At 72.7% G+C, this 15,716-nt stretch carries 16 protein-coding genes; 8 read left to right on the top strand and 8 right to left on the bottom strand.

Going from position 1 to position 15,716, the window contains the following annotated elements:
* Positions 1-7 precede the first annotated feature (7 nt).
* Together BLW14_RS25720 and BLW14_RS25715 are read right to left on the bottom strand one after the other, a co-directional pair.
* Positions 8-1,258: an FUSC family protein gene (locus BLW14_RS25720; RefSeq protein WP_093709548.1), complete on the bottom strand. Its 1,251-nt coding sequence runs from the start codon at positions 1,256-1,258 to the stop codon at positions 8-10.
* A gap of 87 nt (positions 1,259-1,345) precedes the next feature.
* Positions 1,346-3,001 carry an FAD-binding dehydrogenase gene (locus BLW14_RS25715; protein WP_093709547.1) on the bottom strand — a complete coding sequence of 552 codons (1,656 nt, stop codon included), beginning with the start codon at positions 2,999-3,001 and terminating at the stop codon, positions 1,346-1,348.
* Between the two features lie 167 nt (positions 3,002-3,168).
* Between BLW14_RS25715 and BLW14_RS25710 the strand changes: the two genes are divergently transcribed.
* The 4 genes from BLW14_RS25710 (at position 3,169) to BLW14_RS25695 (ending at position 5,360) form a co-directional block, all read left to right on the top strand.
* Positions 3,169-4,059 carry a DMT family transporter gene (locus BLW14_RS25710; protein ID WP_093709546.1) on the top strand — a complete coding sequence of 297 codons (891 nt, stop codon included), beginning with the start codon at positions 3,169-3,171 and terminating at the stop codon, positions 4,057-4,059.
* 66 nt (positions 4,060-4,125) lie between these two features.
* Positions 4,126-4,647, top strand: a complete 522-nt coding sequence (locus BLW14_RS25705; protein WP_093709545.1) for an NUDIX hydrolase — start codon at positions 4,126-4,128, stop codon at positions 4,645-4,647.
* A gap of 9 nt (positions 4,648-4,656) precedes the next feature.
* Positions 4,657-5,052 (top strand): YidH family protein, encoded by a 396-nt coding sequence (locus BLW14_RS25700; protein ID WP_093709544.1) that lies wholly within the window; start codon positions 4,657-4,659, stop codon positions 5,050-5,052.
* Positions 5,049-5,360: a DUF202 domain-containing protein gene (locus BLW14_RS25695; protein ID WP_093709543.1), complete on the top strand. Its 312-nt coding sequence runs from the start codon at positions 5,049-5,051 to the stop codon at positions 5,358-5,360. Before BLW14_RS25700 ends, BLW14_RS25695 begins: the two co-directional genes overlap by 4 nt.
* Here the strand turns inward: BLW14_RS25695 and BLW14_RS25690 are convergent.
* Both BLW14_RS25690 and BLW14_RS25685 read right to left on the bottom strand, forming a co-directional pair.
* Complete coding sequence (locus BLW14_RS25690; protein ID WP_093709542.1) at positions 5,357-6,295, bottom strand: NADP-dependent oxidoreductase; 939 nt, start codon at positions 6,293-6,295, stop codon at positions 5,357-5,359. The genes BLW14_RS25695 and BLW14_RS25690 overlap by 4 nt on opposite strands.
* Positions 6,296-6,344: 49 nt before the next feature.
* On the bottom strand, positions 6,345-7,634 hold the full coding sequence (locus tag BLW14_RS25685) for a glucarate dehydratase family protein (RefSeq protein WP_093709541.1): 1,290 nt from the start codon (positions 7,632-7,634) through the stop codon (positions 6,345-6,347).
* Positions 7,635-7,788: 154 nt separating this feature from the next.
* On the opposite strand from BLW14_RS25685, the gene BLW14_RS25680 reads away from it, so the two are divergent.
* Positions 7,789-8,811, top strand: a complete 1,023-nt coding sequence (locus tag BLW14_RS25680; RefSeq protein WP_093709540.1) for a phosphotransferase family protein — start codon at positions 7,789-7,791, stop codon at positions 8,809-8,811.
* Positions 8,812-8,819: 8 nt separating this feature from the next.
* Positions 8,820-10,034 (top strand): acyl-CoA dehydrogenase family protein, encoded by a 1,215-nt coding sequence (locus BLW14_RS25675; protein WP_093709539.1) that lies wholly within the window; start codon positions 8,820-8,822, stop codon positions 10,032-10,034.
* A 4-nt stretch (positions 10,035-10,038) separates the two neighbouring features.
* Here BLW14_RS25675 and BLW14_RS34605 read toward each other — a convergent pair whose 3' ends face one another.
* Positions 10,039-10,203: a hypothetical protein gene (locus BLW14_RS34605; RefSeq protein ID WP_165946236.1), complete on the bottom strand. Its 165-nt coding sequence runs from the start codon at positions 10,201-10,203 to the stop codon at positions 10,039-10,041.
* Between the two features lie 93 nt (positions 10,204-10,296).
* Between BLW14_RS34605 and BLW14_RS25670 the strand changes: the two genes are divergently transcribed.
* Entirely contained in the window at positions 10,297-11,184 is an 888-nt protein-coding gene (locus tag BLW14_RS25670; protein WP_093709538.1) for a LysR family transcriptional regulator, read from the top strand.
* Here the strand turns inward: BLW14_RS25670 and BLW14_RS25665 are convergent.
* From BLW14_RS25665 to BLW14_RS25655, 3 genes are read right to left on the bottom strand one after another with little or no spacing between them, the layout of a single operon-like run.
* Positions 11,174-11,767, bottom strand: coding sequence for a TetR/AcrR family transcriptional regulator (locus BLW14_RS25665; protein ID WP_093709537.1), 594 nt, complete (start codon positions 11,765-11,767; stop codon positions 11,174-11,176). The genes BLW14_RS25670 and BLW14_RS25665 overlap by 11 nt on opposite strands.
* A gap of 33 nt (positions 11,768-11,800) precedes the next feature.
* A complete protein-coding gene (locus BLW14_RS25660) occupies positions 11,801-13,459 on the bottom strand; it encodes a class I adenylate-forming enzyme family protein (protein ID WP_093709536.1) in 1,659 nt (552 codons plus the stop codon).
* A complete protein-coding gene (locus BLW14_RS25655) occupies positions 13,456-14,220 on the bottom strand; it encodes an SDR family oxidoreductase (protein WP_093709535.1) in 765 nt (254 codons plus the stop codon). Before BLW14_RS25655 ends, BLW14_RS25660 begins: the two co-directional genes overlap by 4 nt.
* 184 nt (positions 14,221-14,404) lie before the next feature.
* On the opposite strand from BLW14_RS25655, the gene BLW14_RS25650 reads away from it, so the two are divergent.
* A complete protein-coding gene (locus BLW14_RS25650; RefSeq protein ID WP_093709534.1) occupies positions 14,405-15,691 on the top strand; it encodes an exo-beta-N-acetylmuramidase NamZ family protein in 1,287 nt (428 codons plus the stop codon).
* Positions 15,692-15,716: the final 25 nt, after the last annotated feature.

Below are 15,716 nucleotides of genomic sequence, written 5' to 3'. Positions count from 1 at the left end.
GCCGCCGTCACCGCACCTCGGCCTCCGCCCGCTTCTCCCGGTCCCCGCTCTTCACCAGGCCCAGGCGGCGGCGGAACGCGAGCAGCCGGGGGTGGCGTTCGTGGAGTACGGCGGAGCGGCGGTCGAGTTCCTGGCCCAGGCGCTCGGCGCGCTTCTCGATGTCGAGCTCGTCCAGGATGCGGTCCACCTCGGCGAGCAGCGCCCCGTGCAGCTGCCACTTCCTGGGGTGCTCCTGCACGGCGGCCAGCAGCATGTCCGCCACCAGGTCGCGGGTCGCCCGGCTGGCGTCGAGCGCCTCGGTGAGCCGGTCCTCGGCCGCCTCGGCGCTGGCGGCGACCGGGGTCGTGATGAGCACCGAGAAGCTCTCGATGGCCCCCGCCATCTGTTCGAACAGTTCCGTGATGTGGGTGGCGACCTCGGCGGGGAACTGGGGCGAGTCGCCCCGGTCCTTGGCGAGGTCGGTCAGCGTCCGGGACAGCACCCGTACGACGACCGCGCAGATCTCCAGCGTGTCCAGGCCGGTGCGCAGGACCACGCGGTGCAGGAGCCCCTGCCGCACCCTCGGGTTGTACATGAGGCTTTCCTCGGCCTGCCGCAGAGAGGCGTCCACCTCGACGATGTCGTGGTCGAGGCGGCGGGCCCGGTGCAGCCGGTCGGCCGCCTCCGCGACGGTCACCGGACGGGCGAGGTCGCTGCCCAGATCGCGGAACATCTGCCCCATCTCGCGGGCCAGTCCGTCGATGGACGCCCCCGCGGTCTGCACCCACACGGGCGGGGCGAACAGCAGGTTGAACAGCAGGCCCACGCCCGCGCCGATCAGCGTCTCGTACACGCGCTCCCACGCCATGCTGGACCGCGCGGCTCCCGAGGTGACACCGAGGACGAGCATGGCGCTGATCGCCACCTCGGGGACGAACTCGTCCACCCGGACCAGTCTGCCGATGATCAGCGCCGTGAAGATGGTCAGCCCCAGGCTCCACCAGGAAATGCCGACCAGGGCGCTGAAGCCGCTCGCGATGAGGACACCGACGACGACGGCCACCACACGCTTGACCGACATGTTGACGGTGGCGTAGAGGGTGACCTGGACGACGAGCAGCGCGGTCAGCGGTGCGGTCAGGGGCGCGGGCTCGGTCAGCGTCGCGGTCGCCACGGCATAGGCGATGACCGCCGCGCCCGTGGAGCGCAGGGTCTGCGCGGCGACGGGCTCGGTGGTGCGCCGGACGAGGTTGATGACGGGTTCGGCTACTCCTGGCATCTTCTTCCCATGCCCGGTTAACGGCGTCTCCCCACGGTTCCGCCCCCGGAACCCCACCGGACGGACGCGCCCTGGGCAGGGAAGTCCTCAGCCGACCGCCTTCGCCGCCGCGCGGCCCGCCGCCCGGCCGGAGAAGATGCAGCCGCCGAGGAAGGTGCCTTCCAGGGAGCGGTAGCCGTGCACCCCGCCGCCGCCGAAGCCGGCCGCCTCGCCCGCCGCGTACACCCCGTCCAGCGGGGTGCCGTCCCCGGTCAGCACCCGCGAGGACAGGTCGGTCTGCAGGCCGCCGAGCGACTTGCGGGTCAGGATGTTCAGCCGTACGGCGATGAGCGGCCCGGCCTTGGGGTCGAGGATGCGGTGGGGCGCGGCGGTGCGGATCAGCTTGTCGCCGAGGTAGGTGCGGGCGCCCCGGACCGCGGTGATCTGGAGGTCCTTGGTGAAGGGGTTGGCGATCTCCCGGTCGCGGGCGGTGATCTCGCGGCGCAGCGCGTCCTCGTCGATGAGCCCGTCCCCGGTGAGCGCGTTCATGCCGCGGACGAGGGCGCCGAGGTCCTTCTCCACGACGAAGTCCACGCCGTTGTCCATGAACGCCTTCACCGGGCCCGGCACGTCGGCGCGGGCGCGGCCGATGACGTCGCGGATCGACTTGCCTGTCAGGTCGGGGTTCTGCTCGGAGCCGGAGAGCGCGAACTCCTTGCCGATGATCTTCCGGTCCAGCACGAACCAGGTGTAGTCGTGGCCGGTGCGCATGATGTGTTCGAGGGTGCCCAGCGTGTCGAAGCCTGGGAAGAGCGGGACGGGCAGCCGCTTGCCGGTCGCGTCCAGCCAGAGGGAGGACGGGCCGGGCAGGATGCGGATGGCGTGCTTGTCCCAGATGGGGTTCCAGTTCTCGATGCCCTCGGTGTAGTGCCACATCCTGTCGCGGTTGATGTGGTGGGCGCCCGCCTTCTCGGCGATGCCGAGCATCAGCCCGTCGACGTGCGCGGGGACTCCGGAGAGCAGCTTGGCCGGCGGGGTGCCGAGCCGGTCGGGCCACTGCTCGCGTACGAGGTCGTGGTTGCCGCCGATGCCGCCAGAGGTGACGATCACCGCCTGGGCCTTCAGCTCGAAGGTGCCGGCGGCCTCACGGCTGCTCGCGGTGCCGCGCGGGGCGGCGCTCGGCTCCAGTATCTCGCCGGTCACCGTGTCGACGGCGCCCCCGGTGCGGGCGAGTCCGGTCACCCGGTGGCGGAAGCGGAAGGTGACCAGGCCCTTGGCGACGCCCTCGCGGACCCGTCGCTCGAAGGGGGCGACGACGCCGGGGCCGGTACCCCAGGTGATGTGGAAGCGGGGGACGGAGTTGCCGTGGCCGTTGGCGTCGTAGCCGCCGCGCTCGGCCCAGCCGACGACGGGGAAGAACCGCATGCCCTGGGCGTGCAGCCAGGAACGCTTCTCCCCGGCGGCGAAGTCGACGTACGCCTCGGCCCACCTGCGGGGCCAGTGGTCCTCCTCGCGGTCGAAACCGGCCGTGCCCAGCCAGTCCTGGAGGGCCAGCTCGTGGCTGTCCTTGATGCGCATCCGGCGCTGCTCGGGCGAGTCGACGAGGAAGAGGCCTCCGAAGGACCAGTGCGCCTGGCCGCCGAGCGACTGCTCGGGCTCCTGGTCGAGGAGGATGACCGAGCGGCCCGCGTCCACGAGCTCGGCGGTGGCCACGAGCCCCGCGAGCCCCGCCCCGATCACGATCACATCAGCGTCGTACGCCATGGCTTCCATCCTTGTCGGGGCTCGCGAAGTTACTGGTGCGTCAGATCTTCGGTACCGCCCGTCCCCACGTCAACCGCCCGGTCGGCCGCGCTGTCCCCGCGTCCGCCGGGGCCAGACGTTATCGTCGAACCACATCACCCTCTTCCGGCCTGACGTGGGGTGGAGACGTGTCGGTGCTGGTCCTCGTGCTCGCCGTGGCTGCCGCCTGCTGCCTGGGCTTCGGCTTCGTGCTCCAGCAGGCCGCCGCCGCCCACGCGCCCAAGCGCGACTACCTGACGTTCCGGCTGCTGCTCGACCTGATGAAGGTGCGCAGCTGGCTGGCCGGCATCGGCCTCATGGTGTGCGGGATGGTGCTGGGCGCCCTGGCACTCGGCAAGGGCGAGGTCTCCCTCGTCGAACCGCTGCTGGCGACCAACCTGCTCTTCGCGATGGCCCTGTCCCGGCACCGCACCGGCCAGCGGCTGGGCCGGCAGGGCTGGGCGGGGCTCTGGCTGCTGGCCGGCGGGGTCGCCGCGTTCCTGCTGGCGGGCCAGCCGCAGGGCGGCCGGGCGGTCTCCAGTCCGCTGCGGCACTGGCTGGTGGTGGGCGTCGTGGCGGGGCTCGCCCTGCTGCTCACCGCGTTCGCCAAGCGCCGGCGGTCCACCGCCTCCCCGGCGATGCTCGCGGTGGCGGCGGGGCTGCTCTACGGGTTGCAGGACGCCCTGACCCGGGTCAGCGGGCAGCGTTTCTCGGAAGGCGGCTGGTCGGGCCTGATGACGTCCTGGCAGCCGTACGCGGTGCTGGTGCTCGGGGTGACGGGCCTGCTGCTGGTGCAGAGCGCCTTCGAGACGGGCCCGCTGCGGATGTCGCTGCCCGCGCTGACGGCGGCCCAGCCGCTGGCCGGGATCGCCTGCGGGATCGGGTTCATGGGCGACCAGGTGCGGACCGACCCGGGCGCGCTGGCCTGGCAGGCGGCCGGGCTCGCGGCGATCGTGACCGGGATCGTGCTGCTGGGCCTGCACCCGGCGATGCCCGAGGGACCGGTGCGGCGCGGGACGCACAGCCTCCAGCGGCGCTGAGGCCCCGGGCCGGGCGGGGTGGTGGGGGTCTGCTGTTGGATGGCGGGCATGAGCCCTTCTGCGGAGATGAACCCTTCGGACGAGATCCTGGACATCGTCGACGAGAACGACGTGGTCGTGGGGCAGGCGCCGCGCGGTGAGGCGACGGCCCGGGGCCTGCGCCACCGGTGCGTGTTCATCGAGGCGCGGGATGCCGGGGGCCGGGTCTTCGTGCACCGCAGGACCGCGACCAAGCTGGTGTTCCCCTCGCACTACGACATGTTCGTCGGCGGGGTGGTCGGCGCGGGCGAGAGCTACGACGGGGCGGCGCTGCGGGAGGCCGAGGAGGAACTGGGCGTCTCGGGGCTCCCCCGCCCGGAGCCGCTGTTCAAGTTCCTGTACGAGGGCGGCCGGCACACCTGGTGGTCGTCGGTCTACCAGGTCCGCTGCGAGCTGCCGGTGCGGCCGCAGGTGGAGGAGGTCGCCTGGCACACCTTCCTGGACGACGGGGAGCTGGAGCGGCGGCTCGACGACTGGCTGTGGGTGCCGGACGGGCTCGACTGCTACCGGCGGCTGCGGGCACTGCGTGAGCGAAATACTGGCCGATAAGGTCCACGCGTGAACGAATTCGTACAGAGTCTGCGGCTGTGGTTCGCCCCGCAACGCATCCGCGCCGAGGGCGAGACCCCGGACTACCGTTTCTCGCTCGCCAACGAGCGGACCTTCCTGGCCTGGATCCGGACGGCGCTGGCGCTGATCGGCGGGGGCTTCGCCGTCGACCAGTTCCTGCCGGAGCTGTCGTGGGGCGTGCGGGCCGGTCTGGCGCTCGCGCTGCTCGCGGCCGGTGTGCTGTGCGCGCTGCGGGCGGTCAACCACTGGGTGAGGTGCGAGCGGGCGATGCGGCGCGGCGAGGATCTGCCGGTCTCACGTTTCCCGACGCTGCTGAGCGTCGCGGTCGCCGTGGTGGCGGTGGCCATGGTGGTGGTGGTCCTCTTCGGCTGGGAGGGCCGGTGACCGCCGAGGAGCGCGACCCGGGCCTCCAGCCCGAGCGGACCCGGCTGGCATGGCGGCGTACGACGCTGTCCTGCACGGTGGCGGCCGTGCTGGCCGTGCGGCAGACGCTGCACGCCGGGGCGACGAGCGCGGGGGTCGTGGCGCTGTCGCTGAGCGCGCTGGCCTGGGTGGGGTTCCTGTGGGTCGCCAACCGGCGGGTGCAGCGCATGGGCGGCGCGCGCCCGGAGCCGATGGGGGTGGGGGGCGCGGTCACCGCTGCCGCGTGCGTGGTGGCGCTGGCGGTGCTCGCGGCGTTCATGCTGTTCTAAGCCGAGTCCCAGTCCACGGTGACGACGATCTTGCCGCGCGTCCGCCCCTCGGCGTTCAGCCGCTGGGCCGCCGCCGTCTCGGCCAGCGGGAAGACCCGGTCGACGTGGACCGCGACGATGCCCTGCTCGGCCAGCTCCGCGAGGTGCGCCAGATCGTCGGCGTCGGGCCGGACGAACGCGTAACGGCCGCCGTACGAGAAGACCTCGGTGTCCACGATGGAGGCGAGGCGCCCGTCCGGGGCCAGGGTCTCGGCGGAGGCGCGCAGGGCGTCCCCGCCCACGGTGTCGAAGGCGGCGTCGATGCCGTCGGGGGCCAGTGCCCGCAGCCGGTCCGCGAGCCCCTCCCCGTACGCCACGGGCTCCGCGCCGAGCGTGCGCAGGTGGTCGTGGTTGCGTTCGCTCGCGGTGCCGATGACGCGGCAGCCGGCGTGACGGGCGAGCTGGACGGCGAGCGAGCCGACGCCGCCGGCCGCCGCGTGGACGAGGACGGTGTCGCCCTCCCGGACGCGCAGGGTGCGGTGGAGCACCTGGTAGGCGGTGAGCCCGGCCAGGGGCAGGCCCGCCGCCTCCTCGAAGCTCAGGCGCAGCGGTTTGCGCGCGAGGGTGCGTACGGGCGCGGCCACGTACTCGGCGAAGGTGCCCCGGCTCAGGAAGTCCTCGCGGACGTAGCCGACGACCTCGTCGCCGACCGCGAACTCGTCGACGGCGACGCCGGGCTGGACGACGACCCCGGAGACGTCCCAGCCGGGGATCACCGGGAAGACCGTGTCCAGCATGCCGTCCAGGTTGCCTTCGCGGGCCTGCCGGTCGACCGGGTTCACGGCGGCGGCCCGCACCTTGACCAGGACTGTGTCGGGGCCCACCTTCGGGTCGGGCAGCTCCCCGTACTCCAGGACGCTCTCGTCGCCGAACCGGCTGTAGCTGATCGCCTTCATGCTCCGACCCTCGCGGCGGGGCGGTGTGCCCGCAACTCGGCCGGTGCGGTCACCAGCGCGGGATCGACGGGGTGCGCCACTCCGGTTCGGCCTTGCGCATCGCGGCGGCGTCGTCGCGCTCGCGCATGGTGCCGTCGTCGTCGAGCCAGCGCCGGTGGAGTGCGGCGAGCCGGTCCCGGTCGAGTTCGACGCCGAGGCCGGGGGCGTCGGAGACGGTGAGGCGGCCGTCCTCGAAGACGTGGCGGGTGGTGATGACGTCCTCGGTCTGCCAGGGGTAGTGGCTGTCGCAGGCGTAGTCGAGGTTGGGGACGGTGGCCGCGACGTGCGTCATCGCGGCGAGGCTGATCCCGAGGTGGGTGTTGGAGTGCATGGAGAGCCCGACGCCGTGCAGGCGGCAGATCGCGGCGAGTTCGCGGGTGCGGTGCAGCCCGCCCCAGTAGTGGTGGTCGGACAGGACGACCTGGACGGCGTCGCGGGCGAACGCCTCGGGGACCTCGGCGAGCGTGGTGACGCACATGTTGGTGGCCAGCGGCACGTCCGTGCCCGCCGAGACGGCGGCCATCGCTTCCGTGCCGCTCGCCGGGTCCTCCAGGTATTCGAGTACGTCCTTCAGCTGCTCGGCCACGTACAGCGAGGTCTCCACGGACCAGGCTCCGTTGGGGTCCAGGCGCAGCGGCTGCCCGGGGAACGCCCCGGCGAGCGCGCGGACGGCGGCGATCTCCTCGTCCGGCGGGAGGACACCGCCCTTGAGCTTGAAGGAGGAGAAGCCGTACTCGCGGGCGAAGCGGCGGGCCTGGGCCACGACGCCGGCCGGGTCGAGGGCCGCGCCCCAGTCGTCGGACTCGCCGCCCTCCGGGTGGGCGGCCCAGCGGTAGAAGAGGTACGCGCTGTACTCGACCCGGTCGCGGACCTTGCCGCCGAGCAGCGCGTGCACCGGCAGTCCGACCGCCTTGCCGAGCGCGTCCAGGCAGGCCACCTCGAAGCCGGAGACCACGGAGAGGCGCAGCTTGTCGGCGGTCTGGACGCCGCGCAGCCCGCCCGCGTCGACCCGTGCGTCGGCCGCCCGTGAATCACCGCACACCTCGTCGGCCAGGGCGAACAGCCCGTTCACATCGCTGACCGGGCGGCCGGGAAGGGCGGCGGCCAGGGGCGCGGCGAGTTCGAGGTACTTGCCGTCGCCGTAGGTCTCCCCGATGCCGGTGACCCCGCCCCGGGTGACGACCTCCACGACGAGCCGGGGCGTGTACGGCTGGTGGACGCCCTGGGTGTTGAGCAGGGGCGGGTCGGCAATGAGGATCGGGGTCAGCCGGACTTCGTCGATCAGCAGCGCGGTATCCATACGTGAACCCTATTCAGAGATGCGACCGAACGCCAGAGCCGGAACGCCCTTGGGGACCGGAGTCCTCTCATCCGGTTCCCGGGGCGCACTGGACGACATACCGACTGGTCGGCATCATGAGAGCGACCGTTCGCCCACCCCGGAGGTACGCACGATGAGCCACGTCCATCCGCCAGGTCTCGACCTCGACCGGCTGCGCGGATACCTGGACCGCGAGCGTCCGGGACTGGTGAACGGACCGCTCGACGCGCGCGTCGTGGAGGGCGGCCGGTCGAACCTGACGTACGTCGTCACCGACGGCACCGCCCAGTGGGTCCTCCGGCGGCCCCCGCTGGGGCACGTCCTGGCCACCGCGCACGACATGAAGCGCGAGCACCGGGTGATCAGCGCCCTGCACCCGACGGCCGTCCCGGTCCCCGAACCGCTCCTGCTCTGCGAGGACGACTCGGTGACCGGCGCGCCCTTCTACGTCATGGAGTACGTCGAGGGCACCCCGTACCGCACGGCCGAGCAGCTGGTCCCGCTCGGCCCGGAGCGCACCAGGGCGGCGGTCCTCGCGCTCGTCGACACGCTCGTCGAGCTGCACGCCGTGGACCCCGGGGCGGTCGGGCTCGCCGGCTTCGGGCGGCCCGAGGGCTTCCTCGACCGGCAGCTGCGCCGCTGGGGCAAGCAGCTGGACGCCTCCCGCAACCGCGAGCTGCCCGGCATCGACGAGCTGCACGCGGCGCTCGGCCGGGAGCTGCCCGTCTCCCCCGCGCCCACCGTGGTGCACGGCGACTACCGCCTGGACAACGCGCTGATCGGCGCCGACGACGAGATCAAGGCCGTCCTGGACTGGGAGATGTCCACGCTCGGCGACCCGCTGACCGACCTCGGGCTGCTCGTCATGTACAGCTCCGACCTGGGGCTGCCGGAGTCGCCGGTCTCCACCACCAGCGGCGCGCCCGGCCACCCGACCCCGGCCGAGCTGATCGAGCGCTACGCCGCCCGCTCCGGCCGCGACACCTCCGCCATCTCCTGGTACACGGCCTTCGCCTGGTTCAAGCTCGCCGTGATCCTGGAGGGCATCCACTACCGCTACACCCTCGGGCAGACGGTCGGCGGCGGCTTCGACCGCATCGGCGACCTCGTCCCCGTCTTCATCGAGCACGGCCTCACCACCCTCCAGGAAGGCTGAACCACCCCATGGACTTCGCATTCGACACCCGTACCGAGGAGCTGCGCGCCCGGCTCCTCGCGTTCATGGACGAGCACGTCTACCCGGCCGAGCGGATCGCGGACGAGCAGCGCGCCGAACTGGACTCGCCCTGGCAGACCCCGCGCATCGTGGAGGACCTGAAGGCGGAGGCCCGCCGGCAGGGCCTGTGGAACCTCTTCCTGCCGGGCACCGAGCACGGGGCCGGGCTGAGCAACCTCCAGTACGCGCCGCTGGCGGAGATCACGGGCCGCTCGCCGCGTCTGGCACCGACCGCGACCAACTGCGCGGCGCCGGACACCGGGAACATGGAGGTGCTGGCCGAGTTCGGCACCGACGAGCAGAAGAAGCGGTGGCTGGAACCGCTGCTGGCCGGGGAGATCCGCTCGGCGTTCGCGATGACGGAGCCGGAGGTCGCCTCCTCGGACGCGACCAACATCGAGACCCGGATCACCCGTGACGGCGGCGACTACGTCATCAACGGCCGCAAGTGGTACATCTCCGGGGCGATGAACCCGGACTGCGAGATCTTCATCGTGATGGGCAAGACCGACCCGGACGGCGCGGACATCCGCCGCCAGCAGTCGCAGATCCTCGTCCCCCGGGACACCCCCGGTCTGACGGTGAAGCGCGCCATGCAGGTGTACGGCTACGAGGACCACTGGCACGGCGGGCACGCGGAGGTCGTCTTCGAGGACGTGCGGGTGCCGGCGACGAACCTGATCGGCGAGGAGGGCGGCGGCTTCGCCATCGCCCAGGCGCGGCTGGGTCCGGGGCGCATCCACCACTGCATGCGGCTCATCGGCATGGCGGAGCGGGCCATCGAGCTGATGTGCCGGCGCGCGGTCTCCCGTACGGCCTTCGGCAAGCCGCTGGCCCAGCAGGGCGTCGTGCAGAACTGGATCGCGGACGCCCGGGTCACCGTGGAGCAGCTGCGGCTGCTGGTGCTGAAGACGGCCTGGCTGATGGACACCGTCGGCAACCGGGGCGCGCACACCGAGATCCAGTCCATCAAGATCGCCACCCCGCGCGCGGTGGTCGCCATCCTGGACCAGGCGGTGCAGTTGCACGGCGCGGGCGGGGTCAGCCAGGACTTCCCGCTCGCCGAGCTGTGGGCCTCGGCCCGGACACTGCGGCTGGCGGACGGCCCGGACGAGGTGCACCAGCGCTCGCTGGCCCGGCGGGAGATCAAGAAGTACCTGTAGGGCTTCAATATCCGCCGTACGGCACGTGATCGGCCAGGGCCAGTTCGCGGGCGAAGGCCCGTACCCGCAGCAGGGTGCGGGCCAGCAGCCGGACCGGGACCGGGCGGTGGGGGCCGTACGCGACGGCCCACAGGGCGGGGATGCGGGTGGAGCTCTGGATGTGCGCCATGAATCCAGCTTGACCCCGGTCCGTGAGGCGGTCCAACAGATGGATTCGCTGCCAGCCATCGATAACCTAGATGGGCCCCGCTAGCGTGGGCGGATGGAGATCCGTCAGCTTCGCCACTTCATGGCGGTGGTCACGCACGGCAGCTTCACCGCCGCCGCCCGTGCCGAACTGATCGTGCAGTCCGCGCTGAGCACGTCCGTGCGCAACCTCGAACGGGAGCTGGGCGCCGAGCTGTTCGACCGCACCGGCCGCCGGGTGGTCCTCACCGAGGCGGGCCGGGCGCTGCTGCCTGCCGCGCGGACGGTGCTCGCGGGGACGGACGCCGCGCGCGACGCGGTGGCCTCCGTGTCGGGGCTGGCGACCGGGCGGGTGCGCGTCGGCACGATCCAGACGCTGACCTGCGTCGACCTGGCCGCCGAACTGGCCGCGTTCCATGGGCTGTGGCCCGGGGTGCAGATCTCGCTGCGCGAGGCGACGACGCCGGAGCTGGTGGCGGGGGTGCGTGCCGGGGAGCTGGACCTCGCCTTCCTGGCGCCGGACGCCGCCGCGCTGCCCGAGGGGCTCACCGCGTTCGCGACCTGGCACGAGGACCTGGTGCTGATCACCGCGCCGGGGCACCCCCTCGCGACGGCGGGGCGCACCCTGATCAAGGACCTCGCCGACGAACCGTTCGTGGACTTCCGCGCGGGCACGGGCCTGGAGACGGCGGTGCGCCGGCTGGCCGCGCACTGCGGTCTGGAGCGCCGGATCACCTGCGACGTCACACAGATCCGGCTGCTGGTCGACCTCGTCCGGGCGGGCATCGGGGTGGCGGTCGTGCCGCGCCGGATCGGCGAGGACGCGGGGCTGCCGTGCGTGACCATCCGGCAGCCGGAGCCGGGCCGGACGGTGCTGCTGGTGGGCCGGGCGCCCCGTCCGCGCAACCCGGCGGCGGAGGCGCTGCTCGGGCAGTTGTGCGACGGGGCGGCCGCTAGGGTCTGAGCGCCCGCAGCAGCAGGTCCGCGAGGTGGTCGGCGACCTCCTGCGGGGTGAGGGGGCCGTCCGGGCGGTACCAGGTCGACAGGTGGTGGACCGACCCGAAGTGGTAGTCGACGATGAGGTCCGCCGGGGTGGCCGTGGAGAACACCCCGCTGCGCTGGCCCTCCTCGACCAAGGCGCGGAAGCGCTCGTGGTAGCGCCGCCGCTCGCCCCGTACCTGCTTGTTCTTCTCGGGGCTCAGGTGGTGCATGGAGCGGAAGAAGATCGAGGCGTCGTCGAGGTTGTCGATGGTGGTGACGACCACGTCCGCGGCCGCGTCGCGCAGCCGCTGCTCGATGGGCGCCTCGGCGTTCGCGAAGGCGTCGAGCCGCTCCTGCTGGAGGCGCAGCACCCGGGCGTACACCTCCTGGAGCAGGTCCTCCTTGGAGCCGAAGTAGTGGTACAACGCCCCCTTGGTGACGCCGGCCGCCTCGACGATCTCCTGGACCGAGGTGCGGTCGTAGCCCTGCTCGGCGAAGAGCCTAGTGGCGGCGGCCAGCAACCGCTGGGGGACGGGGGTGCCGTTCCCGTCCGTCTCCTTGGCCATAGCCGCCGCCTTCCTTCCATACGTTTGGCTGTACTACCGGGGGGAACGCAGTTCCCGCCTGAGGATCTTCCCACTTGCCGTCTTGGGCAGCTCGGCCAGGATCTCGACTTCGCGCGGGTACTTGTACGCGGCGAGCCGTTCCTTGCAGTACGCGCCCAGCTCGTCCGGTCCGACGCTCGCGCCCGGCCGCAGGCTGACGTAGGCACGGACGGTCTCGCCCCGGTAGGTGTCGGGCACGCCGACGACGGCGGCCTCGCGGACGGCCGGGTGCGTGTAGAGGACGTCCTCCACCTCGCGCGGCCAGACCTTGAAGCCGGAGGCGTTGATCATGTCCTTCTTGCGGTCGACGACGTAGAGCCAGCCCTCGCGGTCCATGAAGCCGATGTCGCCGGTGCGCAGCTCGCCTTCGGGGAAGGCGGCGGCGGTGGCCTCGGGCAGTCCCCAGTAGCCGGAGACGACCTGCGGGCCGCGCACCGCGATCTCGCCCTGCTCCCCGAAGGGCACCTCCGCGCCGTTCTCGTCGATGATCCGGACGACGGTGTCCGGGCCGGGCACGCCGACCGAGAGGGTGCCCGAGACCGGGTCGACGGGGGCCTCGCGCTCCGGGGGCACGGAGGCGCACGGGGCGGTGCACTCGGTGAGGCCGTAGCCGTTGCGTATGTACGGGCCGAAGCCGGACCGGAACTTCTCCACGAGCGCGGGCGGCAGTGGCGCCCCGCCGGACGAGATGACCTGGAAGGACGCGAAGTGCCCGGGTGTCACGCCGGGCGTCGCGGCCAGTGCCATGAAGGCGGTGGAGGGGCCGACGGTGTACGCGGGCCGGTGCTCGGCGAAGGCGTCGAGGACGACGCCGGGGTGGAAGCGGTAGGCGAGGACGAGGGTGCCCGCGTTGGTGAGGCAGGCGGCCAGCTGGCAGACCATGCCGGTGATGTGGAAGAGCGGGGCGAGCGCGAAGTAGGCGGCGCCCTCGGGGACGGGGTGGCCGGTGCGCTGGCGTTCGGCGTTGACCATGATGTTGCCGTGGGAGTTCATGGCGCCCTTGGGGGTGCCGCTGGTCCCGGAGGTGTAGCTGATCAGCGCGGTGTCGGCGGCAGTGAGGTCCCGGCCCGCCGGGGCGGCGAGGCCCTGGCGGGCGACGGCGACCAGGTCGTCGGCGTCCGCGGCGGCGGGCAGCCGCTCGAAGTTCAGCACCCGCTCGTCGTTCTTCGTCTGGAGGTCCAGCTCGCAGGCGGTGAGCGCGATCCGGACGCCGGGCGCGGCGGCGGCGGTGTCCCGCAGGTACGCCTCCCAGGCCCGGTCCGCGCAGACGAGCGCTGTGACCCGGGCGTCCTTGAGTACGTGGCCGACCTCGGCGGACTTGTACATCGGGTTGAGCGGGACGACGGTGGCCCCGGCTTTCCAGGCGCCGAGGAGCGCGAGGACGAACTGCGGGGAGTTCTGGAGCATGATCGCGACCCGGTCGCCGCGCTCCAGGCCCCGGGCGGCGAGGTGGCCGGCCACGGAGTCGGAGAGCTCGTCCGTCTCGCGGTAGGTGAGGCGGCCGTCGAAGTAGGCGAGCGCCGGGTGGTCCGGGGTGCGGCCCACGGAATCGCGGAAGGCGTGCACCAGGGTCTCGGCGGGGTGGACGGGGGCCCGCTGGGCCTCGCTGAGCAGCGGGAGCCAGGGCTTCGCCGCGTAGATGGACTCGGTCATGCTCCGGTCTCCTCCCAGGTGCGCTGGAGGCGGTTCATGCCGCGGATCCAGCGGTCGGTGTCGGCGGCCCTGGCTTCGTAGTAGCGGCCGACCTCGGGGTGCGGCAGGACCAGGAAGCGGTCGTTCGCCATGGCGTCGAACAGGGCGTCCGCGACGGCCTCGGGCTCGATGGCGCCGGGCGCGAGGACGAGTTCGCCGGCCGATCCGGCGGCGGTGAGCATGTCCGTACGCACGCCCTGCGGGCAGATCGCGTGGACCTTGACGCCCCGGTGCCGGTAGGTCAGCGAGAGCCATTCGGCGAAGGCGACCGCGCCGTGCTTGGTGACGCTGTACGGGGCGGCGCCGATCATGGTCAGCAGCCCGGCGGCGGAGGCCGTGGAGACGAAACGGCCGCTGCCGCGCTCCAGCCAGTCCGGGAGCAGCGCGCGGGCCGCCCGGACGTGGGCCATCACGTTGACGTCCCAGGCCGCGGCCCAGACGTCCTCGTCGGCCATCGGGTCGCCCGGCGAGGCGAGGCCCGCGTTGGCGCAGTACACATCGACGGTGCCGTCCAGCGCGTCCCGGGCGGCCTCCACGATCCGGGAGGCGTCCCCGGCGACGGCGGTGGCGCCGATCTCCTCGGCGAGCGCCTCGATCCGGGACTCGTCGAGGTCGTTGACGACGACCCGTGCGCCCTCGGCGGCGAATCTGCGGGCGAGCGCGGCGCCGATGCCGCCTCCGGCCCCGGTGACCACCACGCCCGCGCCCTGCACCGTACTCATCGCTCTCGCACCTCTCAGCCGACTGCACGGGCAGACTAACCAGTCGGTATGTCGTGTGGGAAGGGGTGGCGGCGTCTCATCGGCCACTCCCGGCGCGGCGGCCCCGTCAGACACGTTCCCCCGGGCCTCTCGGCGCGCTAGCGTGCGTGGCCATGACACTCGTCGCGATCTTGGAGGTAGCCGAATGAGCCTGTCCAGGCGTGGTTTGCTGACCGTCGGCGGTGCGATGGGGGCCCTCGCGGCCACGGCCGCCTCGGCCGGGCCCGCGGCGGCCGGCACGTCGCACGGCAAGGGCCACGGGAACGGCCACGGGGGCGGGCCGCGGGTCCGCACCGGCTTCGACCGGCTGGCGGCGGACGGTTACGCCCTGCTGAAGGGGCAGCGCGTCGGCGTCGTCACCAACCCGACCGGGATCACCTCCGACGTCCGGCACATCGTGGACGTGATGCACCCGGACCGCCGGGTGAACCTCACCGCCGTCTTCGGCCCCGAGCACGGCTTCCGGGGTACCGCGCAGGCCGGCGGCTCGGAGGGGCGGTACGACGACCCGGCGACCGGGCTGCCCGTCTACGACACGTACCTGAAGAGCGGTCAGGCGCTCGCGGACATCTTCACGGCGTCCGGCGTGGACACCGTCGTCTTCGACATCCAGGACGCCGGCGCCCGCTTCTACACGTACATCTGGACGCTGTACGACTGCATGGAGGCGGCGGCGCTCGCGGGCAAGAGGTTCGTCGTGCTCGACCGGCCGAACCCGGTGACCGGGCGGGCCGCGCTCGGGCCGGTACTGGACCCGGCGTTCGGCACGTTCGTGGGCCGGCGGGAGATCTCCCAGGCGCACGGCATGACGGTCACCGAGCTGGCGCTGCTGTTCAACGGGGAGTTCCTGAAGGACCGTCCGGCCCAGCTGGAGATCGTGAAGATGTCGGGCTGGTCGCGCTCGGACTTCTTCGACGCGACGGGCCTGCCGTGGGTGCCGCCGAGCCCCAACATGCCGACGCCCGACACGGCGCTCGTCTACTCCGGCACCTGCATGTTCGAGGGGACGAACCTCTCCGAGGGGCGCGGCACGACCCGCCCGTTCGAGCTGCTGGGCGCGGAGGGCATCGACCACCGGTGGGCGGACGCGGCCAACGCGCTCGATCTGCCCGGAGTGGCCTTCCGCGAGGCGTACTTCGCGCCGACGTTCTCCAAGTTCCAGGGCGTCACGGTGGGCGGGGTGCAGCTGCACGTCCTGGACCGCGAGGACTTCGACCCGGTGCGCACGGGGATCGGGCTGCTGATCACCGCGAAGCGGACGTGGAGCGGGTTCGCGTGGCGGTCGGACAACTGGATCGACAAGCTGACCGGCAACACGCGGGTGCGGACGATGATCGACGCGGGGGCGAACGTGGACGAGGTCGTCGGCGCGTGGGCGGCGGACCTCGCGGCGTTCCGGACCGTGCGGAAGCGGTATCTGCAGTACCGGTGAGTGTGCGCGGCCCGCGCGTGCGGTA

This window comes from Streptomyces sp. 2131.1 (assembly GCF_900105515.1).
Classification (GTDB): Bacteria; Actinomycetota; Actinomycetes; order Streptomycetales; family Streptomycetaceae; genus Streptomyces; species Streptomyces drozdowiczii.
The sequence above is the reverse complement of the archived record's forward strand: the minus strand, read 5'-3'. Positions and strand labels throughout refer to the sequence as shown.